This is a genomic window from Ramlibacter sp. GCM10027632 (genome assembly GCF_042675325.1).
Lineage (GTDB): Bacteria > Pseudomonadota > Gammaproteobacteria > Burkholderiales > Burkholderiaceae_C > Ramlibacter.
Genome location: NZ_JBHTGW010000009.1, coordinates 131222 through 154975, shown reverse-complemented (window position 1 = coordinate 154975; position 23754 = coordinate 131222). Strand labels below are relative to the sequence as shown.

General features: G+C 70.4%; 22 protein-coding genes. 5 read left to right on the top strand and 17 right to left on the bottom strand.

Features of this window, described 5'->3' with window-relative positions; all coding sequences use genetic code 11:
• Nucleotides 1-6 precede the first annotated feature (6 nt).
• The 4 genes from ACFQZY_RS14640 to ACFQZY_RS14625 are packed head-to-tail and all read right to left on the bottom strand — an operon-like array spanning nucleotide 7 to nucleotide 3718.
• Nucleotides 7-1323, bottom strand: coding sequence for a TRAP transporter large permease subunit (locus ACFQZY_RS14640; protein ID WP_377417058.1), 1317 nt, complete (start codon nucleotides 1321-1323; stop codon nucleotides 7-9).
• A gap of 32 nt (nucleotides 1324-1355) precedes the next feature.
• Complete coding sequence (locus tag ACFQZY_RS14635; protein ID WP_377417055.1) at nucleotides 1356-1898, bottom strand: TRAP transporter small permease; 543 nt, start codon at nucleotides 1896-1898, stop codon at nucleotides 1356-1358.
• 12 nt (nucleotides 1899-1910) lie between these two features.
• Nucleotides 1911-2885 carry a TRAP transporter substrate-binding protein DctP gene (gene dctP / locus ACFQZY_RS14630; RefSeq protein WP_377417053.1) on the bottom strand — a complete coding sequence of 325 codons (975 nt, stop codon included), beginning with the start codon at nucleotides 2883-2885 and terminating at the stop codon, nucleotides 1911-1913.
• A gap of 59 nt (nucleotides 2886-2944) precedes the next feature.
• A complete protein-coding gene (locus ACFQZY_RS14625; protein ID WP_377417050.1) occupies nucleotides 2945-3718 on the bottom strand; it encodes an SDR family NAD(P)-dependent oxidoreductase in 774 nt (257 codons plus the stop codon).
• A gap of 141 nt (nucleotides 3719-3859) precedes the next feature.
• Here ACFQZY_RS14625 and ACFQZY_RS14620 point away from each other — a divergent pair, with 141 nt between their 5' ends.
• Nucleotides 3860-5143, top strand: a complete 1284-nt coding sequence (locus ACFQZY_RS14620; RefSeq protein ID WP_377417048.1) for a citrate synthase — start codon at nucleotides 3860-3862, stop codon at nucleotides 5141-5143.
• A gap of 15 nt (nucleotides 5144-5158) precedes the next feature.
• On the opposite strand, the gene ACFQZY_RS14615 is transcribed toward ACFQZY_RS14620, so the two are convergent.
• Genes ACFQZY_RS14615 through ACFQZY_RS14565 form a run of 11 tightly spaced genes read right to left on the bottom strand, consistent with a single transcriptional unit; the run spans nucleotide 5159 to nucleotide 16440 of the window.
• Complete coding sequence (locus tag ACFQZY_RS14615; protein WP_377417045.1) at nucleotides 5159-6337, bottom strand: acyl-CoA dehydrogenase family protein; 1179 nt, start codon at nucleotides 6335-6337, stop codon at nucleotides 5159-5161.
• Nucleotides 6334-7518 carry a CaiB/BaiF CoA transferase family protein gene (locus ACFQZY_RS14610; protein WP_377417043.1) on the bottom strand — a complete coding sequence of 395 codons (1185 nt, stop codon included), beginning with the start codon at nucleotides 7516-7518 and terminating at the stop codon, nucleotides 6334-6336. The genes ACFQZY_RS14615 and ACFQZY_RS14610 overlap by 4 nt, the downstream gene beginning before the upstream one ends.
• Nucleotides 7519-7534: 16 nt before the next feature.
• The gene (locus ACFQZY_RS14605) at nucleotides 7535-8539 is read right to left on the bottom strand and encodes a tripartite tricarboxylate transporter substrate binding protein (protein WP_377417041.1); all 1005 of its coding nucleotides are present in this window, start codon (nucleotides 8537-8539) and stop codon (nucleotides 7535-7537) included.
• Nucleotides 8540-8567: 28 nt separating this feature from the next.
• On the bottom strand, nucleotides 8568-9677 hold the full coding sequence (locus tag ACFQZY_RS14600) for a mandelate racemase/muconate lactonizing enzyme family protein (RefSeq protein WP_377417039.1): 1110 nt from the start codon (nucleotides 9675-9677) through the stop codon (nucleotides 8568-8570).
• A gap of 11 nt (nucleotides 9678-9688) precedes the next feature.
• Entirely contained in the window at nucleotides 9689-10666 is a 978-nt protein-coding gene (locus tag ACFQZY_RS14595; RefSeq protein WP_377417036.1) for a Bug family tripartite tricarboxylate transporter substrate binding protein, read from the bottom strand.
• Between the two features lie 13 nt (nucleotides 10667-10679).
• On the bottom strand, nucleotides 10680-11687 hold the full coding sequence (locus tag ACFQZY_RS14590; protein WP_377417033.1) for a Bug family tripartite tricarboxylate transporter substrate binding protein: 1008 nt from the start codon (nucleotides 11685-11687) through the stop codon (nucleotides 10680-10682).
• 56 nt (nucleotides 11688-11743) lie between these two features.
• Nucleotides 11744-13309, bottom strand: a complete 1566-nt coding sequence (locus ACFQZY_RS14585; protein ID WP_377417030.1) for a long-chain-fatty-acid--CoA ligase — start codon at nucleotides 13307-13309, stop codon at nucleotides 11744-11746.
• The gene (locus tag ACFQZY_RS14580; protein ID WP_377417028.1) at nucleotides 13306-13770 is read right to left on the bottom strand and encodes a MaoC/PaaZ C-terminal domain-containing protein; all 465 of its coding nucleotides are present in this window, start codon (nucleotides 13768-13770) and stop codon (nucleotides 13306-13308) included. The genes ACFQZY_RS14585 and ACFQZY_RS14580 overlap by 4 nt, the downstream gene beginning before the upstream one ends.
• A gap of 7 nt (nucleotides 13771-13777) precedes the next feature.
• Nucleotides 13778-14467 (bottom strand): dienelactone hydrolase family protein, encoded by a 690-nt coding sequence (locus ACFQZY_RS14575; RefSeq protein ID WP_377417026.1) that lies wholly within the window; start codon nucleotides 14465-14467, stop codon nucleotides 13778-13780.
• A gap of 10 nt (nucleotides 14468-14477) precedes the next feature.
• Nucleotides 14478-15635, bottom strand: a complete 1158-nt coding sequence (locus tag ACFQZY_RS14570) for an acyl-CoA dehydrogenase family protein (RefSeq protein ID WP_377417023.1) — start codon at nucleotides 15633-15635, stop codon at nucleotides 14478-14480.
• A gap of 10 nt (nucleotides 15636-15645) precedes the next feature.
• The gene (locus ACFQZY_RS14565) at nucleotides 15646-16440 is read right to left on the bottom strand and encodes a citryl-CoA lyase (RefSeq protein ID WP_377417021.1); all 795 of its coding nucleotides are present in this window, start codon (nucleotides 16438-16440) and stop codon (nucleotides 15646-15648) included.
• A gap of 110 nt (nucleotides 16441-16550) precedes the next feature.
• On the opposite strand from ACFQZY_RS14565, the gene ACFQZY_RS14560 reads away from it, so the two are divergent.
• Entirely contained in the window at nucleotides 16551-17486 is a 936-nt protein-coding gene (locus ACFQZY_RS14560; protein ID WP_377417019.1) for a LysR family transcriptional regulator, read from the top strand.
• 7 nt (nucleotides 17487-17493) lie between these two features.
• Here the strand turns inward: ACFQZY_RS14560 and ACFQZY_RS14555 are convergent, their stop codons facing one another.
• Entirely contained in the window at nucleotides 17494-18051 is a 558-nt protein-coding gene (locus ACFQZY_RS14555) for an HNH endonuclease (protein ID WP_377417017.1), read from the bottom strand.
• 133 nt (nucleotides 18052-18184) lie between these two features.
• On the opposite strand from ACFQZY_RS14555, the gene ACFQZY_RS14550 reads away from it, so the two are divergent.
• The 3 genes from ACFQZY_RS14550 (at nucleotide 18185) to lspA (ending at nucleotide 22663) form a co-directional block, all read left to right on the top strand.
• Nucleotides 18185-19207: a bifunctional riboflavin kinase/FAD synthetase gene (locus tag ACFQZY_RS14550; RefSeq protein WP_377417014.1), complete on the top strand. Its 1023-nt coding sequence runs from the start codon at nucleotides 18185-18187 to the stop codon at nucleotides 19205-19207.
• A 118-nt stretch (nucleotides 19208-19325) separates the two neighbouring features.
• Complete coding sequence (gene ileS / locus ACFQZY_RS14545; protein ID WP_377417012.1) at nucleotides 19326-22172, top strand: isoleucine--tRNA ligase; 2847 nt, start codon at nucleotides 19326-19328, stop codon at nucleotides 22170-22172.
• A complete protein-coding gene (gene lspA / locus ACFQZY_RS14540; protein ID WP_377417008.1) occupies nucleotides 22172-22663 on the top strand; it encodes a signal peptidase II in 492 nt (163 codons plus the stop codon). The genes ileS and lspA overlap by 1 nt, the downstream gene beginning before the upstream one ends.
• A gap of 24 nt (nucleotides 22664-22687) precedes the next feature.
• Here the strand turns inward: lspA and ACFQZY_RS14535 are convergent, their stop codons facing one another.
• Complete coding sequence (locus ACFQZY_RS14535) at nucleotides 22688-23671, bottom strand: quinone oxidoreductase family protein (RefSeq protein ID WP_377417005.1); 984 nt, start codon at nucleotides 23669-23671, stop codon at nucleotides 22688-22690.
• Nucleotides 23672-23754: the final 83 nt, after the last annotated feature.

The following is a 23754-nucleotide window of genomic DNA, read 5'->3' as shown; positions in this document are numbered from 1 at the left end:
GCGCCCTCAGCCCATGAGAGCCGGCAGCCAGGTGGCGATCGGACGGAAGAAGAACACCGCCACCAGCATCAACAGGCTGATCACCACGAACGGGTAGGCGGCGGAAAACACTTCGCGCATGACGATGTGGCCGGGGACCACGCTCTTCATCGTGAACAGCAGCAGGCCGAACGGCGGGGTCATCAGCCCCAGCTGCATGGCGATCAGGAACAGCACGCCGAACCAGATCGGGTCGATCCCGGCGGAGGTCACCAGGGGCATGAAGAAGGGCAGCGTCAGCAGCATCATGCTGACCTGGTCCACGAAGCAGCCCAGGACCAGCAGGATGGCGACCATCGCGACGATCAGCAGGTCGGGGCTCAGGTTCAGCTTGCCCACGGCGCCAAGGAAGCCGTTGGTGGCCCCGGAGAAGCCCAGGATCTGCGAGAACGCGGTGGCGCCGACGATGATGAACAGCACGATGCAGGAGACGTGCACGGTGCCCTTGAGGGACTGCACGAGGTTCTGCCAGGTCAGCGCCCGGTAGCAGGCCGCCAGCAGCAGGGTCGCCGCCGCGCCCAGCGCCGCGGCCTCGGTGGGGGTGGAGACCCCGGTGGACATCGCCCCGATCACCACGCCGAAGATCGACAGCAGCGGCACCACGTACAGCACCAGTGGCCGCCACTTCTGCCAGCCCCGGTAGATCGTTCCCTCGTCGTTGGCGGGCGCGCTCCCGGGCACCAGGACCGCCTTGCCGACGATGTAGGCCACGAAGGTCACGGCCAGGAGCACGCCCGGCACGATGCCGGCGAACAGGAGCTTCGTGATCGAGATGTTGGACAGGCTCCCGAACAGCACGATCAGCGCGGAAGGCGGAATCAGCATGTCCACGCCGCCGATGGCGATGATGGGCCCCATTGCCAGGGTCGGGTGGTACTTCTTCTCCAGCATCACCGGCGTCATCGACCGGCCCAGCATCGCGGTGGTGGCGATGGTGGAGCCGGAGATCGCCGAGAAGGCCGTGCCCGCCACCACCGAGACCACCGGCAGCCGCGCCGGCACCCGGTGGATCAGGCGGTCGAACCCGTCGATCACCTTGATCGCCAGCCCGGTCTGGAACAGGATCTCCCCCATCAGGATGAACAGCGGGATCGGGGTCAGCGAGAACGTGATCACCGAGGCGATCGAGTTGCGCGCGAGCTGGTCGACCCCGGCCAGGCCGCCCATGTAGAAAAAGGCGGCGACGACGTTGGTCACCAGGAAGGACAGGGCAACGGGCAGGCCGAGCATCATCAGCAGCACCACGCCCCCCAGCAGGAAAGTCAGGCTCAGGATCCAGTCCACAGTAGGTCTCCGTCGAACTTCTCTAGGCGGGATCAGGCCACCGAGGTGGCTTCTTCCCGGACGGTCTTCGGGCCGGTCCATTGGCGGCGCATCCGCCACAGGCACTCGATGGTCAGCACCCCGAACAACACGCTGGCCGGCGTGATCAGCCACCACTCGGGGTAGACGAAGATCTTGAACACCAGCGAACCCTGGGCCGCGCTAGCCAGCGCGGCGTTGGCGCTGGCCAGGGTCAGCGCGGCGCAGGTGGCCACCGCGATGGCGTCGGTCACCAGCTCCAGGGCCCAGGCGGTCGCCGGCGGCAGCGCCTTGAGGACCATGTCCATGCGGACATGGGCCCCCTGGCGCAGCAGCCACGGCGTGGCCAGGAAGGTCGACAGGTACAGCGTGTACTCGGCGACCTCGGTGGCCCAGGGCAGGTTGCCCAGGCGGGCATTGCGCACGAGCACGTCGGCGCAGATCACCGCCACCATCAGGGCCACAAGGGCGCAGGCGAGCAGGGCGAGGGCCGTGAGCAGGCGGGCCCAGGCCGCATCGGCACGATCGAGGAAGGTCATGCGCGGGGACTGCGACATGGGCGCTCCCGGTCAGCGAGTGACCAGCTGGCGCAGCTTGGGGCCGTGCTCCGGGCTGCGCTTGTTGATGCTCTCCCAGATGGTGTCGGTGGCCCGCTTGGCGTAGGCGGCGCTCTCGGCGGCCGGGAAGGTGATAGGCTGGATGCCGGCAGCAGCCTGGCGCTTCTTCTCCTCCTCCCACTTCTTGCCGTTCTCCAGGTTGAGGTTCTCCATCCAGATCGCGGCGTTCGTCAGCACGGCACGCTGGCGGTCATTGAGCTTCTTCCACGCGTTGAGGTTCACCAGCACCCCCACCTCGGTGTTGTAGAAGCCGGGCTCGACGCGGTACTTGGTGTGCTCCTGCAGGCTCAGGTCGAAGATGCCGGAGACGGGCCAGCCATAGCCGTCGATCACGCCGCGCTCCAGCGCGGTGTAGGTCTCGCCCGGGGCGATGGTCAGCACGTTGGCCCCCATGCTCTGGAAGAACTCCCGGTAGATCGGGATGCCGCGCAGGCGCATGCCGGCGAGGTCCGGCTTGGTGACCGGCTTCTTCAGGAACAGGTGGTAGGGCATGTTGTCGATCGCGCGGCCCAGGTAGTGGGCATTGAGCTTCTCGCCCCACAGCTTGTTGATGTAGTCGTAGGCGCCGTTCTTGCGCCATTCCTGCACGGGCACCGTGCTGACCGACAGCGCGTCGGATTCGGGCAGCAGGTTGGTGTAGAAGTTGCCCGTCACGTTGACCATGTCCACCACGCCGGTCTTGACCGCGTTGCCGACCTCGAAGGGGGGCATCACCTTGGCGCCGCCGCCGAGGTAGTTGATCTGGATGACGCCCTTGCCCTCGGCGTTGACCTTCTGGATGAACTTCTCGAAGTTGATGGAGAAGAAGTTGCCCTCCGGCCACGCGCTCACGGCCTTGATGGTGACCTCCTGGGCGCTCGCCTGGGCGAGGCCCAGGGCGAGGGCGCAGGCCGCGGTGGCACGTGCGATCTTGTTGAACAGTTTCATCGGTTGTCTCCTGAAATGGTGAGGGAACATGTCGCCGTCCCTTGCGCTTGCGGTGAAGTTCAGAGGAAGCTGTAGCCGCCGTCCACCACCAGCGACTGGCCGGTGACGAAGGCGCTGTCGTCCGAGGCGAGGAAGCTGACCACGCCCTCGAGGTCGCGCGGCCCCTCCTCACGGTGGATGCACCGCAGGGCGATCTGCTGGCGCTTCTGCTCGGGCGTCACGGTCTCGCGCGGCACCTCGGTGTCGGTGGCGCCGGGCAGCAGCGCGTTGACGGTGATGCCGTCGGGCCCGAGCTCGCGCGCCAGCGACCGCGTCATCCCCACCACGGCGGCCTTGGAGGTCGTGTAGTGCAGGTAGTTGGGGCGCCCCATCACGTAGGCGGCGGAGGACACGTTGACGATCCGGCCCCAGCGGTGGCGGCGCATCAGGGGCACCATCGCGCGCGCCATCAGGAAGCTGCCGGTGATGTTCACGTGGAGCACCCGCATCCACTCCTCCACCGGGATCTGCTCGAAGGGACGCATCTTGATCGTCGAGAAGATGGCCGCGTTGTTCACGAGCACGTCGCAGCGCCCGTAGCGCTCGTCGATGGCCGCGGCGACGAGGTCGACGCTGGCGACATCGCCGACGTCCGCCGTCAGCGGCAGGCACTCCCCACCCGCCGCCTCGATCTCGGCGGCCACGCGCGCCACCGCCTGCGCCTGTATGTCCAGCGCCACCACCCGGTGGCCTTCGCGCGCGAAGCGCATCGCATAGGCGCGGCCCAGGCCCTGCGCGGCCCCCGTGATGGCGACGACACGACGACTCGGTCCCTGGATGTCCTTTTCGCTCACTGCGGTGTCTCCTCGGTCTGGCATTCGCGGAGGGCTCCGCGTTTTCTTAGTTGACGAACCATATTTGCTGGGGCTAGTCTAAAAACCGGTCGACACCCGATCAATCTCGATTCGACAGTCGATCAAAGAAAACCCCTACCGATGCACACCATTCACACGGCGAATGCGGCGCCCTTGTGCGACCCCGGCGACTTGCTCACCGCGCAGGAGGCCAGCCACCTGCTGGGCATCAAGCTGGCCACTCTCTACACGTATGTCAGCCGCGGGCTGCTGCGGCCGGTGCGCCACCCGAACCGCAAGGAGAACCGCTACCAGCGCAGCGATATCGAGGGGCTGAAGATCCGCAGCAGCGCCCGCCAGGGGCACGGCGCGGTGGCGGCCACTGCGATGCGCTGGGGCCAGCCCGTGATGGACACCGGCATCAGCGAGATCGGCGACGAGGGCCCCCGTTACCGCGGGCACCTGGCCAGCGACCTGGTGCGGCACCCAGGCGTGTTCGAGAACGTCGCGGAGCTGCTGTGGTCCGGCGTGCTGACGGACAGCCCGCACGCCTGGCCCGTGGAGCCGCCGCACGTGGACCTTCAGCTGGCGCTGGATGGCATGCTGCAGCAGGGGCGAGAGCGGCCGCGGATGCTGCGCGTGTTCTCGATCGTCGCCACGGCGCTGGGGGGCGGCACGCTGGCCGAGGAGTTGCGCAGCGGCTCCATCGAGCGCTACTCCCGCCAGATGCTGTTCGGCTTTGCCGGCGCCTGCGGCGTGCTCGGCCCGCAGGGCCGCTTCGTGATGCCCGAGGGTGAGCGTCCCCTGGCGCAACACATCCTGCGGGCGCTGGGGGGGCCCGCAACACCTCAGGCGGAGCATGCGGTCAATGCGGCCCTGATCCTCGGCGCAGACCATGAGCTTTCTTCCGGGACCTTCTCGGCCCGCATCGCGGCTTCCACCGGCTCCACCCTGCACGCCAGCATCGTCGCGGCGCAGGCGACCCAGCAGGGCATCGTGCTGGCGGGCGGCGCCGACGCCGCGGAGGACTTCATCGGGCGCATCGGCTCGCTCGCTGCGCTGGACGTCCGCCTCGCGGAGGCCGAGCGGCGGCGCGAGCGGCTCGCCGGCTTCGGCCTGCCGATTTACCCGGACGGCGATCCCCGCGCGGCATTCCTCATCGACATCGCCCAGCGGACCGCCCCCGGCAGCGACCGGGCCGACCTGGCCTACCGCTTCGTCGAGCGGGTTCGCGAGCGGCTGGGGATGCACCCGAACATCGAGATGGGCCTGGTCGTCCTGGGCCTCGCCTGGGGACTGCCTGCGCGGACGCCATGCGCGCTGTGGGGCATCAGCCGCACCGCGGGCTGGATCGCGCACGTGATGGAGCAGCGCCTGGCCGGCTTCACCATCCGCCCGCGCGGCCTCTACCAGAGCCGGCGCTGATCGGCCGCCGGGCGCTCACGCGTCCGGCACCAGCCGGTTCAGCCCCGAGCGGCCGGCCAGCAGGTCGCTGGCGATGATGATGCGCTGCATCTCCGACGACCCCTCCGTGATCAGCCGGCTGCGCGCGTCGCGGAACATCAGCTCCAGCGGCAGCTCCCGCGACAGGCCCAGGCCGCCGTGGACCTGGATCGCGCGGTCCACGACGCGCATGTACATCTCGTCGGCATGCAGCTTCACCTGCGAGGCCTCGACATGGAAGTCCAGGCCCTGGTCGGCCTTCCAGGCCGCGTGGTAGGTCATGAGGCGGGCCGCATGCAGCTCCGTCGCCGAGTCCGCCAGCATCCACTGGATCGCCTGGCGCTTGGCCAGGGGCTGGCCGAAGGTGCTGCGCTGGTTGGCATGGTCCACCGCCATCTGGAGGGCGCGCTCGGCGCGGCCGATCGACTTGGGACCGTGGATCAGGCGGCCCACGTCCAGGAACTCGCGGGCCAGCGCCCAGCCCTGCCCCGGCTCGCCGACCCGCTGCGAGGCGGGGACCACGACATCCTCGAACACCAGCTCCCAGGGACGGTCGGGGCTCATGAGGTCGAAGGCCTGCCCCAGGCGCAGGCCGGGCGTTCCCTTGTCGACGAGGAAGCAGGAGACGCCCAGGTCCTGGCCGTCCTCGATCGTGCGGGCGAACAGCTGCACGAAGTCGGCCTTGTCGGCGCTGGTGATGTAGATCTTGGTGCCGTTGATGCGATAGGTGCCGCCCTCGCGCACGGCGCGCGTGCGCATGCCGGAGGGGTCGGAGCCGCCGTTCGGCTCGGTGAGCGCGAAGCAGGTGCGCTTCTCGCCGCGCACCACGGGGTACAGGTACTTCTCCTTCTGCTCGGGGCCGCAGTGGAAAAGCACGGGCCCCAGGTAGGGCGTGAGCACGGTCTGGGCGCGGAACGAGGGCACGTTGCACTTGCCCAGCTCCTCGAAGACCAGGCACATGCCGACGTAGCCGATGCCGCCGCCGCCGTGCGCCTCGGGCAGGTCGAAGGCCCAGAAGCCCAGCTCCCGCGCGCGGTCCTCGAGCCGGCGGCGGACGTCGTCCGGGATGTCCGGGTCATTGGCGTACCGGGCCTCCAGCGGCATCAGCTCCTCCTGCACGAAGCGGCGCACCGAGTCGCGCAGCATCAGCAGTTCCGGGGGAAAGGCGAAGTTCATGCGATCGCTCCTTCCCGCGCCAGCCTGTCGATCGAGGCCTCGGACAGGCCCGCCTCCCGCAGCACCTGCCGCGTGTGCTCGCCCAGGGTGGGCGGCGGCAGGAAGTCGCTGCGGTGGTCGCCGTCGAAGCGCACCGGACGGTGCGCGGCGCGCACGGCGCCCTGGGTCGGGTGGTCCAGGGTGTAGAACACCTCCTGGTGGCGGACCTGGGGGTCATCGGCGAGGTCCTGCAGCCGGTGCTCGGGCGCGAACGGCACGTCGTTCGCCTCCAGCAGGGGCAGCCAGTGCGAGCGGGGGTGCGCCGCGAAGACGGCCGCCAGGTCCTGCGCCAGCTCGTCGTAGCGCGCCACCCGCGCCCCGCGGTCGGCGTACTTCTGCAGCAGCTGCGGGGCCCCGATGGCGGCCACCAGGCCCTCCCAGAACTTGGGCGGCGAGGACAGGTGCAGGCCGATGCGCAGGCCGTCCGCGCAGGTGACGATGAAGGACTGCGAGGCGGCGGCGCGGGCGTAGAACCCCAGCGGCTGCCCCGTCGAGAACAGCTTGCCCAGGGGCTCGGTGGCGAAGGCGATCATCGACTCGAGCATGCTCACCTCCACCTTGCGCCCGCGCCCGGTGCGGCCACGTTCGGCCAGCGCGGCGAGGATGCCCATGGCGGCATACATGCCCGTGAGCGCATCGGACACCGCGGGGCCCGGCACGCGGGCGTCGGTCCCCTGGTGGAACATGGACAGCCAGCCCGAGAGGGACTGGCCGACGTTGTCATACGCCGCGCGCTCGGCATAGGGCCCGCTCGAGCCGTAGCCGGTGATGCTGCAGTACACGAGGCGCGGGTTGAGGGCCTGCAGCCGCTCGCAGCCCAGGCCGATCTTCTCCTCCACGCCGGGGCGCACATTGAGCAGCAGCACGTCGGCCTGCCGCACCAGCGCCTCCAGCGCCTCGCCGGCCCCGGGCGCGGTGTGCTCCAGGGCGACGCTGCGCTTGTTGCGGTTGTGGGCCTGGAAATGGGAGCTGTAGAGGCCGCCGTTGAAGGCACGGAACGGATCGCCCGAGCCGGGGCGCTCGACCTTGATCACGTCGGCCCCGAGCTCGCCCAGCAGCATGGCGGCATAGGGGGCGGTGATGAAGCTGCCGAAGTCCAGCACGCGGATGCCGGCAAGGACCTGGTTGTCTCTGGATGTCATGGGTCGTGTCGGCGGATCAATCGGGCTTCACGCCGGTCTGGCGCACCAGGCGGGCCAGCGAGGCCGCTTCCTTGCGCATGAAGGCGGCAAACTCCTCGGGCATCGAGGGAGCCCCCACCACGCCCAGCGCGGCCAGGCGCTCCTTCACGTCCGGCTGGCCCAGGGCGGCGGCGATCTCGCGCTGCAGGCGCAGCACGATGTCGCGTGGCGTGCCCGCCGGCGCGACGACGCCGTACCAGGTCATGAAGTCGAATTCGCCCAGCCCGGGCGTCTCGGCGACGGCGGGCGTGTCCGGGAACGCGGGCTGGCGCTTGGCGCTGGAGACGGCCAGCGGCACCAGCCGCCCCTGGCGGGCGTAGGGCGCGGCCGACGAGGTCCCGGTGAACATGACATCCACCTGCCCGGCGACCAGGTCGGCCAGCGCCGGCGCCACGCCCTTGTAGGGGATGTGGGTCATGAAGGTGCCGGAGAGCGACTTGAACCACTCCATCGACAGCTGGTGCGGCGTGCCGTTTCCGATCGAGGCGTAGTTGATCTTGCCGGGACGCTGCTTGGCCAGCGCGATCAGCTCGGGCACGGTCTTCACGCCCAGCGAGGGGTGGGCCACCATCACCAGGGGCACGAAGACGAGCTGCGAGACCGGGGCGAAGTCGTTCACCGAGTCGTACGGCAGCTTGGGGAAGAAGGTGGGGTTGATCGTGTGGGAGTCGGTGACCAGGCCGATGGTGTGGCCGTCGGGCGGCGCCTTGGCCATCAGGTCGGTGCCGATGACGGTGCTCGCGCCAGGCTTGTTGTCCACCACCACCTGCTGGCCCATCGAGGCGGCCATCTTCTGGGCCACCAGCCGGGCCACGATGTCGGTGCCGCCCCCGGGCGGGTACGGCACGATGAAGCGGATCGGCTTGCTCGGGTAGGCGGCCTGCGCGCCGGCCACGGCGGGCGCCAGGGCGGCGGCCAGCGCGAGGCCGAGTGCCTGGAAGAGACGGCGCCGGCACGGCGGCCGGGTCTGGGTGTCGTTCATGGATGTCTCCTTGGGTTTCTGTGTGTCTTCAACATGCCAGGGACTGCGCGGGCGCGACGGACAGCCGTCCCACCCGCTCCCAGTCGACCCGGCCGGCCACGCTGGCGGCGGCCGGCAGTTCGATGCATCCGTCCCGCACGGCCGGCACCTCGTGCAGGACCTGCTCGCGCATCGAGAGGAACCAGGTGACTTCGGCCGGCAGGGCCCGCGCGTCGAGGCTGGCCGCCTGCATCAGCGCCTGCCAGGTGCCCACCGCGCTCTCACCGAACATGCCCACCACGGTCGTGGCGCCGGCGGCTTCGGCGAGCGCCTGCATGGCGCGCGTCACGGTCAGGCCGAAGCGCCCGGGTTTCAGGCTGAACGCGCGCGCGCCGGCCTCGATGAACAGGGCCGTGTCCTGCGCCGACCAGCAGCCGAAGTCCACCAGCAGCGGCCCGGGCAGGCCCGCCTGCAGCGCGGTGAAGCCGCGCCCGGGCGCCAGCGGGCAGGGGTCTTCCACCACGCAGGCGCCGGCGTCGAACAGGGCCTGCGCGTAGTCGCGCGCCTCACCGGGCGCATAGGCGCCATTGGCGTCGACGTAGAAGCCGACGCCGTCGCCCACCGCGGACCGCAGCGCGCGCAGCGCCTCGGCGTCGACCGCGACGCCCTGGCCGCCCTTGACCTTCAGCATGCGCAGGCCCAGGCGCTCCACCAGGGCGGCGGCCTCGCGCGCCATGAGGCCGGGGGCCTGCCGGGTCACGGTGAACGAGACCGGCACGCGGGCGCGTCCCTGCCACTGCTGCCACAGGGGCGCGCCGGCCGCCGCGGCCCGCAGGTCCCACACCGCGTTGTCGACGAGCGCCTTGGGTGCATGCAGCCCGGGAATGCCCTCGAGGCAACGGGCGACCGCGCCGGCATCGGACAGGTCGACCTGCGCCAGCCGCGGCAGCAGCACCTCGGCCAGGCTGGCGCGAAGCCCCTCCAGGCCGAAGCCGGTCCACGTCGGCTTCACCGTCATCTCGGCGACGCCCTCGTGGCCCTCGTCCGACTGCAGGCGCAGCATCAGGAAGGTGCCGCCCTCCTCGACGATGTCGCTCCAGCGGACCGGCCGCTCATAGGGCAGCCGGTAGGCGTGGAGGGTGCTGTGGGCCAGTCGCATCGCGGGCGCGCTCAATTGGGCTGGATGCCGGCCTCGCGGATCACGCGGCCCCAGCGGGCGGAGTCGCGCACCATGAAGTCGACGAAGGCCGCGCCGGCCAGGAACGTGGGGTCGGCGCCCCAGCCCTGGAACCGCTCGGCCGAGGCCGGCTCCTTCATGATCCGCTCCAGCGCCTGCGCCAGGCGGGCCGCGGCCTCGGCAGGCACGCCCTTGGGGCCGGTCAGGCCGTACCAGGCCAGCACCTCGAAATCCGGGTAGCCCGATTCCGCCACGGTGGGAATGTCGGGCGCGAGCGGGCTGCGGCCCCGGCTGGTGATGGCGATGGCCTTGAGCCGCCCCGCCCTCACCTGCTGCAGCGTGCCCGCCACGGTGACGAAGGCGAAGCCCACGTCACCGCGGATCACGCCGGTGATGGCGTCGGCCTGGCCCTTGTACGGCACATGCTGGATGTCCACGCCGGCCTGCTTGCGGAACAACTCCCCCGCCAGGTGGCCGCTGGTGCCATTGCCCGCGGACGAGAAACTCAGCTTGCCCGGCTGGCTGCGCGCGAGCGCCACCAGGTCGGCCACCGAGTTCACCGGCAGGGCCGGGTTGACGACCAGCAGGTTCGGCGCCGTGCCCAGGAGGGCGATGGCGCTCATGTCCGCGATCGGGTCATAGGCCAGCTTCAGCAGGTGCGGGTTGACCGCGTGGGTGGGGCTGCCGCCGACCACGAAGGTGTAGCCGTCCGCGGGCGCGCGCAGCACCAGCTCGGTGGCGAGGTTGCCGCCCGCCCCGGGCCGGTTCTCCACCACCACGGGCTGGCCCAGGAGCGGGGTCAATCGGTCCGCGAGGAAGCGGGTCAGCAGGTCCACGGTGCCGCCGGGCGCGAAGGCCACGACGAGCCGCACCGGCCTGGAGGGCCAGCCCGCGGGCTGCGCGCGGGCGCCCGGGGCGCAGGCGGCGAGCACGGCGGCGAGGGCCGTGCGCCGGGTCGGGAGTCGGTCCATGGGGGCGGCCTCCTCAGTCGAGCTTCACGCCCAGGTCCCTGATGTAGTTCGCGTAGGTCGCCCGGTCCCGGTTCAGGAACTCGGCGAACTGGTCGGGCCCCTGGTTCAGGAGCTCGAGGCCGACGCCGGTGATGTAGCGGGCCTGGAAATCCGGCCGGACGATGATCCGCGAGACGTCACCCGCCACCTTGTCGATCACCGCGCGCGGCGTGCCGGCCGGCGCCACCAGGCCGAACCAGGCGCTGGACTGGAAGCCCGGCAGGCCGACCTCGGCGAAGGTGGGTACCTCCGGCAGGACGGCGGAGCGCTTGGGCGCAGCCACCGCGATCGCCCGCAGCTGCCCGCCCTTGACCACCTGCACCACCGGCGGCACACCGGTGAAGGCGATCTGCACCTGGCTGCCGATCAGCGCCGGCACGACATCCGCCACGCCCTTGTACGGCACGTGCATCAGCTTGACACCCGTCGCCTTGGCGAAGGCCTCGGCGTCGATGTGGGCCTTGCTGCCCAGGCCATAGGTGCCATAGCTCACCTCGCCCGGGCGGGCCTTGGCCTCGTTGACCAGGTCGGCCAGCGTGCGCCCCTTGAAGGCCGGCCCGACGACCAGGACCTCCAGCGTCTCGGCCACGTTGATCACCGGCACCAGGTCCTTGACCGGGTCGTAGGGCAGGCGCGTGTACAGGTACTGGTTGGAGGACATCGTGGGATCGTTCGCCATCATCAGCGTGTAGCCGTCGGCGGGCGATTTCGCCGTCGCCTGCGCCGCGATGATGGTGTTGGCACCCGGCCGGTTCTCGACCACGACCGGCTGGCCCCAGTCACGCGCCAGGTCCTGGGCGATGCCGCGCGCCAGGTTGTCGGCCAGGCCGCCGGCCGGAAACGGCACGATGATCTTCACCGCCCTGTTCGGCCAGCCGGCCGCCGCGCCCTGCGCCTGCGCCGGGCCCCAGCCCAGGGCCATCACGCCCGCCAGCGCCCCGGCCCATGCCGCCCTCAAGAGGGCCTTCCTGGAATGCTTCATGTCCTTGTCTCCTGGTTCTTTTGTGGGCCGGATCGGGCCGGCCCGGCCCTCTTGCCTCATGACACCTGGCGGTCCTGCCCCTGCCAGTACGGCGCGCGCAGCGCGCGCTTGTCGACCTTGTTGGTGCTCGCCACTCGCGGCAGCGCGGGCAGGAACCGGTAGGCGCGCGGGCGCTTGTAACCGGCGATGCGCTCGCGGCAATGCGCGTCCAGCGCCGCGTCGTCGGCCGAGGCCCCCGGCCGCAGCACCACGGCAGCCAGCACCGACTCGCCCCATTTCGCGTCGGGGATGCCGATCACCGCGGCCTCGGCGACCGCGGGGTGCATCAGCAGCGCCTCCTCCACCTCGCGCGAGTAGATGTTCTCGCCGCCGGAGATGATCATGTCCTTCTTGCGGTCGACGATGAACAGGAAGCCGTCCTCGTCGAGATAGCCCATGTCGCCGGTATGCAGCAGGCCGTCACGCAGGGCCTGGGCGGTGGCCTCGGGCTTGCGCCAGTACCCCTGCATCACGGAGACGGACCGCAGGCAGACCTCGCCCACGACGCCCTGCGGGCACTCGCGCCCCGCGTCGTCGAGGATGCGCAAGTCCGTCCCCAGGTAGGGCTGGCCCGCGGAGGCGAGCCGCGCGCGCTGGCGGTCGTCGCCCTCCAGCACATGCTGGTGCTTCAGCAGGGTCGTGCCCAGGCCCGCCTCGGTCATGCCGTAGATCTGCATGAAGATCGGGCCGAACACCCGCCGCGCCCGCAGCGACAGGGCCACCGACATCGGCGCCGAGGCGTAGCACACCGTGTGCAGGCTGGAGACGTCGTAGGGGTTCGCTTCCTGCACGTCCAGCATCATCGTGATCATGGTCGGCGCGAGGTGCGCCGAGGTCACGCGCTGCTGCGCGATGCTTCGCAGGAGGGCGTGGGCCTCGAACACCCGGTGCAGCACGATGGTGGCGCCCGCCACCAGGTACGTGAGCAGCTCGGTGGGACCGCCGATGTGATAGAACGGCATCACGATCAGCATCCGGTCGACCTGCGACGCGCCATGCGTCAGCGCCTGGGCCCGGGCCTGCTCCAGCTGGGCCTCGTTCCCGAGCATCACGCCCTTGGGCACGCCGGTGGTTCCGCTGGTGTAGATCAACAGGAAGGTGTCGTCCTGGCGGGCCCGCATCGCCAGCGGCTGCGGCGCGGCCTCTGCCAGCAGCGCCTCGTAGCCGATGAACCCGTCCCCGGCCCCGGGGGCGCGGTCGAAGCAGACGAACAGCGTGTCGCCGGGCAGGCTCGCGCGCAGCGCCTGCACCCGGTCCAGGTATTCCCCCTCGAAGACGACGACCGCCGGCTCGGCGTCCTTCAGGATCGCGGCCTGCTCGTCGACGGAGAGCCGGTAGTTCAGCCCCAGGCCGATGTAGCCGCCCAGGCCCGCGGCGCCGTACACCTCGAGGTACTCGGGGCAGTTGCGCGAGAGGACCGCGATGCGCTCCTGCCGCGGGTAGCCGCGCGCCACGAGGGCATTGACCAGGCGGGCGCAGCGCTCGGCGAAGGTTCGGTGCGTGAGCGTGCGGCCCTCGAACCAGACCGCGGGGTGGTCGCCGAAGCAGCGCGCGTTGTGCTCGATCAGGTCGCCGATGATCATGCGGACTCCTGGGGTGCGCGCACGCGCACCATCATCTGGGCCATGCCCTGCTGGACCAGCTCGCCGTCGTGGCGCAGCAGGCGGATCTGGCGCTCGATGACGCCGCGTCGCCCGTCGGAGGTCCGGCGCTTGCCGGTGATGCGCACCTCGACATGCACCGTGTCGCCCACGAACAGCGGCGCGAGGTAGCGCCAGTCGGAAAACCCGAGGGCGCCGACCACGTCGTCGCCGAAGGCGGGGAAGCGGGTGGCCATGCCAGTGGCGATGTGCAGGCCGTACGAGCCGTGGAAGATGCGCCGGCCCAGCGGCGTGCCGCGGGCATAGGCCTCGTCGGCATGGATCGGGTGCCAGTCCCCGCTGGACATGCAGGCCTGGAGCAGGTCGCCCTCGGTCAGGGTGCGTCCGGTGCTGGTCCAGGTGGCGCCCACCGCGAGCGCGTCGAAGGTGTCGTGCCGTTCCATGGCGGGCTCAGGCCTGCAGCGCGCGCTGCAGGAAGGCATTGGTGCGCTCGCGGGCCAGGGCGATGTCGGCCTCGGCGCCGCGGGTGTAGAAGCCGTGGTCGGCGCCGGGGTACAGGTGCATCTCGACCGCCCGCCCCCGCACCGCCTCGGCGATCTGCTGGCGGGCGGCCTCGGGCGCGTAGCGGTCCTGGTCGCCGAAATGCAGCATCAGGGGGCAGCGCAGCGCGCCCGCGGCGTCCAGGCGCTTCTCGATGCCCACGCCGTAGAAGCCGACCGCCGCGTCCACGGCCGGCAGGGTCGCCGCGAGGTAGGCCAGCTTGCCGCCCAGGCACAGGCCGGCGACGGCCACCCGGCCGCTGAAGCCGGGGCGCTGGCGGATGCGGGCGGCGGTGTCCGCGATGTCGGCCAGGCCGTCCTCGTCCTTGTAGCGCCCCAGGAAGCCGAAGGCCTTCTCCATGTCCTCCTTCGAGTGGGACAGCTCGACGCCGGGCTGCATCCGCCAGAACAGGTCCGGGGCGTAGGCCAGGTAGCCGTCCTCGGCGAAGCGGTCGGCGACGCGGCGCACATGGGCGGTCAGGCCGAAGATCTCCTGCAGCAGGATCACGGCATGGCCGTTCGGCCGGGCGGGCTCGCTGACATAGGCGGAAAAGCTGCCGCCGCCGGCGCTGGAAATCGTGTCTCGGTGGGAGTTCGTCATTCAGGGGCCCTCAGACCGTGTAGCGACCGGCCAGCACTTCGCGGGCGATCGAGCTCTTGTGGATTTCCACCGTGCCGTAGCCGATGGACATGCCGCGCACGTCGCGGAAATGGCGCTCGTACGGGTACTCCTGCGACAGGCCGTAGGCGCCCGCCAGCTGCATGGCCTCGTTGGTCACGCGCACCGCCATCTGGTTGACGTAGGCCTTGGTGATCGAGGTATCCGCGATGCTGGGCTGGCCCGCATCGACGCGGGCCGCCGCCCGGTACAGGAGGGCGCGGGCGGCCTCGATGTCCATCGCCATGTCGGCCAGCTTCCACTGCAGCCCCTGCTGGTCCGCCAGCGGCCGGCCGAACTGCACGCGCTCCTTCACGTGGGCCACGACGGCCTCGAAGGCGGCCTGGGCGACGCCCAGGCAGATGGTCGGGTTGCCGGAGATGCGGTCGGCGTCGAGCACCGCCAGCAGCTCGCGCATCCGGCCGGCCTCCAGGAGCACCTGGTCGGCCGGGATGCGGCAGTCCTGGAACACCAGTTCGGCCATGCCGGTGCCACGCAGGCCCAGCAGGTCCAGGTGGTTGCCGATGGAGAACCCCGGGGTCCCCCGCTCCACGAGGATGGCGCCGACGCCCTTCATGCCGGGCTCCGGGCTCATTCGCACCAGCACCAGGAACAGGTCGGCGACCTGGGCGCCCGTGCACCACAGCTTGCTGCCGTTGATCACGACCTGGTCGCCCTCGCGGGTGGCGCGGCACTGCACATTGCCGACGTCGGAGCCGGCATTGGGCTCGGACATGCTCCAGGCCGTCAGCACCTCGCCCTTGACGATGCGGGGCAGGTACTTGCGCTTGTGTTCCTCGCTGCCCAGGCCCAGGAGGGCGCGCGGCGTCGCGCCGTCGGTGCACGAGAACAGGATCGCGGTGTTGGCGCAGGCGCGCGCGATCGCCTCGGCGACCAGCACGTTCTCCATCAGCCCCAGGCCGGCGCCGCCGTAGGCCTCGGGGATGAACAGGCCGGTGTAGCCATGCTCGGCGAGCACCCGCACGTTCTCCACCGGCGGCCGGTACTCCCGGTCGGCGCGGGCGGCGCCGGGCGCGAAGCGCTCCCGCGCCAGGGCCCGCACGTTGTCGCGGATCAGGCGCTGTTCCTCGGTCAGACCCAGGTCTTGCATCGCGGCTCCTTCACCACTGCACGTGCGAGGACGACTCCGCCTCGGTGCGTTCCCAGACCTCGCGCGCGATCGGGTTGCGCAGCTCCTCGGCGATGTGGCCGACGATGCCGATCGAGCGGCCGATCACGGCCAGGCCGCGGCACAGGCGCCACGGGATCCCCATCTCCGACGACAGCGCGCCGAGCGCGCCGGTGGCGTTGACCGGCAGCTGCCCGGGCTTGCCCAGGGCCCGCTCGGCGGCCGCCGCGATCTCCTGCATGAGGCGGACGTAGCGGCCGCTGAGCCCGTGCTGGGCGGCCAGTTCGAACAGGCGCGTCGCCCGTGGGTCCACCGGCTTGTGGAGGTTGTGCCCGATCCCGGGAATCGGCTGGCGCGACTCGCGCAGCCGGCGCACGATCGATTCGGCCAGGCCGGGCAGCTCGGCGTCCGGGACCTCGGCGCCGTCGGCGGGCAGGGCCTCCTGCAGCAGGCGGGCCGAGCCCTCGGCCGTTCCCGCGAAGGTGGTTCCCATCCCGAGCAGGCCCGAGGCCACGGCCCCCTGCAGCGACTCCGGCGCGCCGAGGTAGGTCAGGCGGGCGGCGATCACCATCGGCGTCATCCCGTGCTCCACCAGCGTGGCCAGCATCGCGTTGAACACCACCGACTCCGACGGCGTCGGCAGGCGGCGCTGGATCTCGAGGAAGGCGAAATCGCCCAGGTTCAGCTTGCCCATGATGTCCTGCATCAGGTCCATCCCCTGCACGCGGATGCGTGTGGCGTCGCTGCAGCCCATGTCCGAACGCAGCGGCTTGCGCCCCTCTTTCATGCCTTGTCTCCTTGATCGTGGTCGCGGCTCAACGGGCCGCTCTGGCACGCCAATCTACGGGCGGGCGATGTTCCAACCAATCGATGCAGGTCATCTAGACTATTCGTCCCATGGATGAAGACAAATTCGACCTGAACCTGATGCGCGTGTTCGACGCGCTCATGGAGGACGGCAACCTGACGCGCGCCGGCTTCCGGCTCGGGCTGTCCCAGCCCGCCATGAGCCATGCGCTCGCGCGCCTGCGCAAGCTCGCCGGCGACACGCTGTTCGTGCGGGTGCCCACCGGGATGGAGCCCACCGAGATGGCCCTTCGCATGGCGCCGGCCGTGCGTGAGGGCCTGCGGCTGCTGGAGGGGGCGCTGGAGGGGGACATGCGGTTCGACCCGCTGACCTGCGAGCGCACCTTCCAGGTCCTCATGAGCGACATCGGGGAGCTGGTCTACCTGCCGCGCCTGATGCGGCGGCTCGAGGAGGTGGCCCCCCGCATGAACGTGCGGGCGCTGCAGCTGCCCCGGGAGGCCTACAACGATGCCTTCATCAGCGGCGAAGCGGACCTGGCCATCGGCTTCCTGCCGGGCCTGCGGGCCGGCTTCTACCAGCAGCGGTTGTTCTCGGACTCTTACGTGTGCGTGGTCCGCAAGGACCACCCCCGCATCAAGAGCCGGCTGACCCTGGCGCAGTTCGTCGCGGAATCCCACGTCCTGATCGAGCCCGGCGGGTCACGCTACCGCACGATGACGCACCAGACCTCGACCACCACCCTGATCGAGCAGTTCCTCGTCGAACAGGGTCTGACGCGCCGCGTCGCGCTGCGGGTGCCGCATTTCATGGTGGTCCCCGAGATCGTGCAGTCGACCGACCTGATCGCCACGATCCCGAGTTACGTGATCCACCACACTGCGCCCCGGCCCGGGTTGAAGATGCTGCAGCTGCCGTTCGAGGTGCCGCGCTTCGAGATCAAGCAGTTCTGGCACCAGCGGGGCCACGACGACCCGGGGAACCGCTGGCTTCGGGGCGTGATCGGCGAGCTGTTCACGCAAGCCTGACGCGGCCTCAGGCGTGCAGCCGCGAGGTCTTGGGCAGGTGCGCCATCAGGAACTCCATCTGGTCCGCCAGGATGCGGCGGTTGCGGAGGATGAAGTCCTCCCAGAGGCTGGGAACGTAGGGCGCGTACAGCAGGGGCATGCGTGCCTGCTCCGGGGTGCGGCTGCCCTTGCGGTGGTTGCAGGCGCGGCAGGCGGTGACCACGTTCATCCAGTGGTCCTTGCCGTTCTGGGCGAAGGGAATGATGTGTTCTCGGGTGAGTTCGCCCTCGAGGCAGTGCTCGCCGCAGTAGGCGCAGACATTGCGGTCACGGGCGAACAGCTTGCTGTTGGTCAGGCCCGGTTTGAGGTCGAAGGGATTGATGTTCGGCACGCCCTTGGTGCCGATGATGCTGCAGACCGCGATGGACGACTGCTCCCCGGTGAGGGCGTTGTGCCCGCCCCGGAACAGGGCCACCTGCGCGCCGACCTCCCAGCGCACCTGGTCGGCCGCGTAATGCAGCACCGCCTGTTCCAGCGAAATCCAGGACTGCGGAAGGCCCTGGGCCGACAGCTTCAACACCTTCAAGAAACGCCTCCATCCAAGATCGAGACCATCGAAAGCAATCGCGATGACAATATAACCCTTTTCAAAGGCATTTCACCGACCGGGGGCACAGAGGGCGGGCACCGGTTGCTATCAAAACCATATCAAGCGCGCGATGCAGATCTTCCGCGGATTCCACCATCCGGGCGTGGCCCGGGCCTGCGCACTGACCATCGGGAATTTCGATGGCGTCCACCGGGGCCACCAGGCCATGCTGGCGCTGTTGAACAGCGAAGCGCGCCATCGCGGGATTCCCAGCTGCGTGCTCACGTTCGAGCCGCATCCCCGAGACTACTTCGCCGGCGTGCAGCGCAGGCCCGAACTGGCACCCGCGCGCATCGCCACCCTGCGTGACAAGCTCGGCGAGCTGGCCGCCTGCGGCGTGGACCAGTGCGTGGTCCTGCCGTTCGACGCCACCCTGTCCAGCCTGCCGCCCGAGGCCTTCATCGACCAGGTGCTGGTCGACGGCCTCGGCGCGAAGTACGTGCTGGTGGGCGACGACTTCCGCTTCGGCGCCCGCCGCGCCGGCGACTACGCCATGCTCGACGCGGCCGGCGCCATCCGCGGCTTCGATGTCGCCCGCATGAACAGCTACCAGGTGCACGGCCTGCGGGTGTCCAGCTCCGAGGTGCGGCTGGCCCTGGGCCGCGGCGACATGGCGGGCGTGCAGGCCCTGCTGGGGCGCCCCTACAGCATCAGCGGCCACGTGGTGCACGGGCGCAAGCTGGGCCGCGAACTCGGGCGCAGCCACGTCAACCCGACGGGCTTCCGCACCCTGAACCTGCGCTTCTCGCACTGGAAGCCGGCCGCCAGCGGCATCTTCGCGGTCCATGTGCACGGGCTGGCGGGCGGGCCCCTGGAGGGCGTGGCCAACCTGGGCATCCGCCCCTCGCTGGACCCGGACGACGTCAACGGCGGCCGCGTCCTGCTGGAGACCCACTGCCTGGACTGGCCGGCCCACCTCGGCGGGGAGGGGGGGTACGGTAAAATCATCCAGGTGGACCTCCTGCACAAACTGCACGACGAGCTGAAGTACGACAGCCTCGACGCCCTCACCGCCGGCATCGCGCGGGATTGCGCCGACGCCCGCGCGTTCTTCGCGTCCACCCGCCGCCAGACCACGCGCGACCGAATTTAACGACGGGGCCCGCCCGGACCGCCGCCTTCGACAGGCTCAGGGCGGTCCGCATGTCCCCGCCAACCGCCGCCACCCGCCGCCTGCGGGCTGAGCTTGTCGACGCCTATCCCGCACTGCCATGTCCGACGACAACAAGACCGACTACCGCGCCACGCTGAACCTGCCCGACACGCCCTTCCCCATGCGGGGCGACCTGCCCAAACGCGAGCCGGGCTGGGTCAAGGAGTGGGAGGACCAGGGCCTGTACAAGCGCCTGCGCGAGGCCCGCTGCGGCCACGAGAAGTTCGTGCTGCACGACGGCCCGCCCTACGCCAACGGCCAGATCCACATGGGCCACGCGGTCAACAAGATCCTCAAGGACATGATCGTCAAGTCGCGCCAGCTCAAGGGCCTGGACGCGGCCTACATCCCCGGCTGGGACTGCCACGGCCTGCCGATCGAGAACGCCATCGAGAAGAAGCATGGCCGCAACCTGGCGCGTGACGAGATGCAGGCCAGGAGCCGCGCCTTCGCCACCGAGCAGATCGCCCTGCAGATGGCCGACTTCAAGCGCCTGGGCGTGCTGGGCGACTGGGACCACCCCTACAAGACCATGGAGCCGCGCAACGAGGCCGACGAGATCCGCGCCTTCAAGCGCGTGATGGAGCGCGGCTTCGTCTACCGCGGCCTGAAGCCGGTGTACTGGTGCTTCGACTGCGCCTCGTCGCTGGCCGAGTTCGAGATCGAGTACGCCGACAAGAAGTCGCAGACCCTGGACGTGGGCTTCGAGGCCGACGAGCCGGCGAAGCTGGCCGCCGCCTTCGGCCTGGCCGGCCTGGACAAGCCGGCCTACGCGGTGATCTGGACCACCACCGCCTGGACCATCCCCGCCAACCAGGCGCTGAACCTGAACCCCGAGATCGTCTACGCGCTGGTGGACACGCCGCGCGGCTACGTGATCGTGGCCGAGTCGCTGGTGGAGAAGTGCCTGGCGCGCTTCCATCTCGAAGGCCAGGTGGTCGCCACCACCCCCGGCGAGAAGCTGGGCGGCCTGAACTTCCGCCACCCCTTCCACCATGTGGACCCGGCCTACGCGCGCCTGTCGCCCATCTACCTGGCCGACTACGCCACCGCCGAGGACGGCACCGGCATCGTGCACTCCGCCCCGGCCTATGGCGTGGACGACTTCAACAGCTGCGTCTCGCACGGCATGAAGTACGACCAGATCCTCAACCCGGTGCAGGGCCACGGCAGCTACGCGCCGGAGCTGGCCCTGTTCGGCGGCCAGAACATCTGGAAGGCCGCGCCGGTGATCATCGAGGCGCTGCGCGACGCCGGCCGCCTGTTCGCCACCGAAAACATCGCCCACAGCTACCCGCACTGCTGGCGCCACAAGTCCCCGGTGATCTACCGCGCCGCGGCGCAGTGGTTCATCCGCATGGACGAGGGCGAGGGCGTGTTCACCACCGACAAGGCACCCGCCACCCTGCGCCAGCTCGCGCTGGCCGCGATCGAGGAGACCCAGTTCTATCCCGAGAACGGCAAGGCCCGCCTGCGCGACATGATCGCCGGCCGCCCGGACTGGTGCATCTCTCGCCAGCGCTCCTGGGGCGTGCCCCTGCCCTTCTTCCTGGACGTCGACTCGGGCGAGCTGCACCCCAAGACCCCCGAGATCCTGGACATCGCCGCGGCGATGGTCGAGGCCGGCGGCATCGAGGCCTGGTCCAAGGCCAGCACCGAGGAGATCCTGGCGAAGGTGGGCTGCGCCGCCGACGCGCCGCGCTACACCAAGAGCCAGGACATCCTGGAGGTGTGGTTCGACTCCGGCACCACCCACACCACGGTGCTCAAAGGCTCGCACGCCGGCGCCGGCCATGACAGCGGCCCCGAGGCCGACCTGTACCTGGAAGGCCACGACCAGCACCGCGGCTGGTTCCACAGCTCGCTGCTCACCGCCTGCGCCATGTACGGGCGCGCGCCTTACCGCGGCCTGCTGACGCACGGGTTCACCGTGGACAGCCAGGGCCGCAAGATGTCCAAGTCCCTGGGCAACGGCGTGGACCCGCAGAAGACCAGCGAGAAGCTGGGCGCGGAAATCATCCGCCTGTGGGTGGCGGCCTCCGACTACTCCGGCGACATCGCCGGCGACGACAAGATCCTGGCCCGCGTGGTCGACGCCTACCGCCGCATCCGCAACACCCTGCGCTTCCTGCTGGCGAACGTGAGTGACTTCGACCCGGCCAAGGACGCCGTGCCCCTGGCCGAGATGCTGGAGATCGACCGCTACGCCATGAGCCGCGCGGCGCAGTTCCAGGCCGAGATCCTGGCGCACTACGAGGTCTACGAATTCCACCCGGTGGTGGCCAAGCTGCAGGTGTACTGCTCCGAGGACCTGGGCGCGTTCTACCTGGACATCCTCAAGGACCGCCTCTACACCACCAGCCCGAAGTCCCATGCCCGCCGCAGCGCGCAGACCGCGCTGTGGAACATCACGCACGCGATGCTGCGCTGGATGGCCCCCTTCCTCAGCTTCACCGCCGAGGAGGCCTGGAAGGTCTTCGGCGGCACCGACTCGATCTTCTTCGAGACCTATGCGGAGATCGGCGGCCCCGACGAGGCCCTCCTGGCGAAGTGGAGCCGCATCCGCGCGATCCGCGACGTGGCGAACAAGGAAGTCGAAGCCCTGCGCGAAAAGGGCGGCGTGGGCTCCTCGCTGCAGGCCGACCTGGCGATCACCGCCCCGGCCGCCGACCACGCCCTGCTCGCCAGCCTGGGCGACGACCTGAAGTTCGTCTTCATGACGTCGTCCCTCGGCCTGGCCGAAGGCGCCGAGCTGGCGGTGAAGGCCTCGCCCTCCGCCGCGCAGAAGTGCGAGCGCTGCTGGCACTGGCGTGACGACGTCGGCCACGACGCCGCCCATCCCACGCTGTGCGGCCGCTGCACCAGCAACCTGTTCGGCGCCGGCGAGAGCCGCGCCTGCGCCTGATGGCCAAAGGCGCCAAGGCGGGCGGGATGATGCCCTGGCTGGGCCTGGCGCTGGTCGTCTTCATCGCCGACCAGTTCACCAAGACCCTGATCCTGGGCTACTACCGTCTGGGTGACGCGACCTACGTCACCTCGTTCCTGGAGATCGTGCGCGCGCACAACACCGGCGCGGCCTTCTCCTTCCTGGCCTCGGCCTCGGGCTGGCAGCGGTGGTTCTTCATCGCGCTGGGCACCGGCGCGGCGGTGTTCATCGTGTGGATGCTGCGCCAGCACGCCGGGCAGAAGCTGTTCGCGTTCTCGATGGCCTGCCTGCTCGGCGGCGCCGTGGGCAACGTGGTGGACCGCGCGCTGCACGGCTACGTGGTGGACTTCATCCACCTGCACTACGCCGGCTGGTCCTTCCCCGCCTTCAACATCGCCGACATGGGCATCACCGCGGGCGCGGTGGGCATGATCCTCGACGAGCTCCTGCGCGTGCGCCGCGGCCGCTGACGCGGCGCGCGGCCTGCCCGGCGCTCAGGGCAGCAGGATGGTGCAGCCCGTGGTCTTGCGAGCCTCCAGGTCGCGGTGCGCCTGGGCCACCTCGGACATCGGGTAGCGCTGGTCGATGCGGATCTTCACCTTGCCGCTGGCCACCACCTCGAACAGGTCGTCGGCCATCGCCTGGGTCGACTCGCGCGTGGCGATGTGCGTGAACAGCGTCTGGCGGGTGACGTACAGCGAGCCCTTGCCGGCCAGCACCGCGGGCGCGAACGCCGGCACCGGGCCGGAGGAGGCGCCGAAGCTGGCCATCAGGCCGAAGGGCGCCAGGCAGTCGAGCGACTTGTCCCAGGTGTCCTTGCCCACCGAGTCGTAGACCACCTTCACGCCCTTGCCGCCGGTGATCTCCTTGACGCGGGCCGCGAAGTCCTCGGTGGCGTAGTTGATGGCGTGGGCCGCGCCGTGCTCGCGGGCCAGGGCGCACTTGGCCTCGGAGCCGGCGGTGCCAATCAGCTGCAGGCCCAGCGCGCGGGCCCACTGGCAGGCGATCAGGCCGACGCCGCCGGCCGCCGCGTGGAACAGGACGAAGTCGCCCGCCTGCAGGCCGCCGACCGGCAGCGTCTTCTTCAGGAGGTACTGCGCGGTCAGGCCCTTGAGCATCATCGCGGCGCCGGTCTCGAAGCTGATCGCGTCGGGCAGCCTGCACACGCACTTGGCGGGCATGACGCGGACTTCGCAGTACGCGCCGGGCGGCTGGCTGGCGTAGGCGGCGCGGTCGCCCACCTTCAGGTGGGTGACGCCCTCGCCCACGGCCTCGACGATGCCCGCGCCCTCCATGCCCAGGGCGGCCGGGTACTGCAGGGGGTAGGCGCCGGTGCGGTAATAGACGTCGATGTAGTTCAGGCCGATGGCGTGGTGGCGGATGCGGATCTCGCCGGGGCCGGGCTGGCCGACCTCGACCTCCTCGAGGCGGAGCTGTTCGGGGCCGCCGGCGGCGTGGATGCGGATGGCTCGGGTCATGGTGCGGGGTCTCCTCTTGTCGTGGCGCGCATCGTGCCATGAATCCCCGGCCCCCCGTCCGCGGTCGGATACAGTCTCGGCCT

Coding starts and splice junctions, on each gene's coding strand:
- ACFQZY_RS14635 (WP_377417055.1), bottom strand. CDS start 1,898: ATGTCGCAGTCCCCGCGCATGACCTTCCTCGATCGTGCCGATGCGGCC.
- dctP (WP_377417053.1), bottom strand. CDS start 2,885: ATGAAACTGTTCAACAAGATCGCACGTGCCACCGCGGCCTGCGCCCTC.
- ACFQZY_RS14620 (WP_377417048.1), top strand. CDS start 3,860: ATGCACACCATTCACACGGCGAATGCGGCGCCCTTGTGCGACCCCGGC.
- ACFQZY_RS14615 (WP_377417045.1), bottom strand. CDS start 6,337: ATGAACTTCGCCTTTCCCCCGGAACTGCTGATGCTGCGCGACTCGGTG.
- ACFQZY_RS14610 (WP_377417043.1), bottom strand. CDS start 7,518: ATGACATCCAGAGACAACCAGGTCCTTGCCGGCATCCGCGTGCTGGAC.
- ACFQZY_RS14605 (WP_377417041.1), bottom strand. CDS start 8,539: ATGAACGACACCCAGACCCGGCCGCCGTGCCGGCGCCGTCTCTTCCAG.
- ACFQZY_RS14600 (WP_377417039.1), bottom strand. CDS start 9,677: ATGCGACTGGCCCACAGCACCCTCCACGCCTACCGGCTGCCCTATGAG.
- ACFQZY_RS14595 (WP_377417036.1), bottom strand. CDS start 10,666: ATGGACCGACTCCCGACCCGGCGCACGGCCCTCGCCGCCGTGCTCGCC.
- ACFQZY_RS14590 (WP_377417033.1), bottom strand. CDS start 11,687: ATGAAGCATTCCAGGAAGGCCCTCTTGAGGGCGGCATGGGCCGGGGCG.
- ACFQZY_RS14585 (WP_377417030.1), bottom strand. CDS start 13,309: ATGATCATCGGCGACCTGATCGAGCACAACGCGCGCTGCTTCGGCGAC.
- ACFQZY_RS14580 (WP_377417028.1), bottom strand. CDS start 13,770: ATGGAACGGCACGACACCTTCGACGCGCTCGCGGTGGGCGCCACCTGG.
- ACFQZY_RS14575 (WP_377417026.1), bottom strand. CDS start 14,467: ATGACGAACTCCCACCGAGACACGATTTCCAGCGCCGGCGGCGGCAGC.
- ACFQZY_RS14570 (WP_377417023.1), bottom strand. CDS start 15,635: ATGCAAGACCTGGGTCTGACCGAGGAACAGCGCCTGATCCGCGACAAC.
- ACFQZY_RS14565 (WP_377417021.1), bottom strand. CDS start 16,440: ATGAAAGAGGGGCGCAAGCCGCTGCGTTCGGACATGGGCTGCAGCGAC.
- ACFQZY_RS14560 (WP_377417019.1), top strand. CDS start 16,551: ATGGATGAAGACAAATTCGACCTGAACCTGATGCGCGTGTTCGACGCG.
- ACFQZY_RS14550 (WP_377417014.1), top strand. CDS start 18,185: ATGCAGATCTTCCGCGGATTCCACCATCCGGGCGTGGCCCGGGCCTGC.
- ileS (WP_377417012.1), top strand. CDS start 19,326: ATGTCCGACGACAACAAGACCGACTACCGCGCCACGCTGAACCTGCCC.
- lspA (WP_377417008.1), top strand. CDS start 22,172: ATGGCCAAAGGCGCCAAGGCGGGCGGGATGATGCCCTGGCTGGGCCTG.
- ACFQZY_RS14535 (WP_377417005.1), bottom strand. CDS start 23,671: ATGACCCGAGCCATCCGCATCCACGCCGCCGGCGGCCCCGAACAGCTC.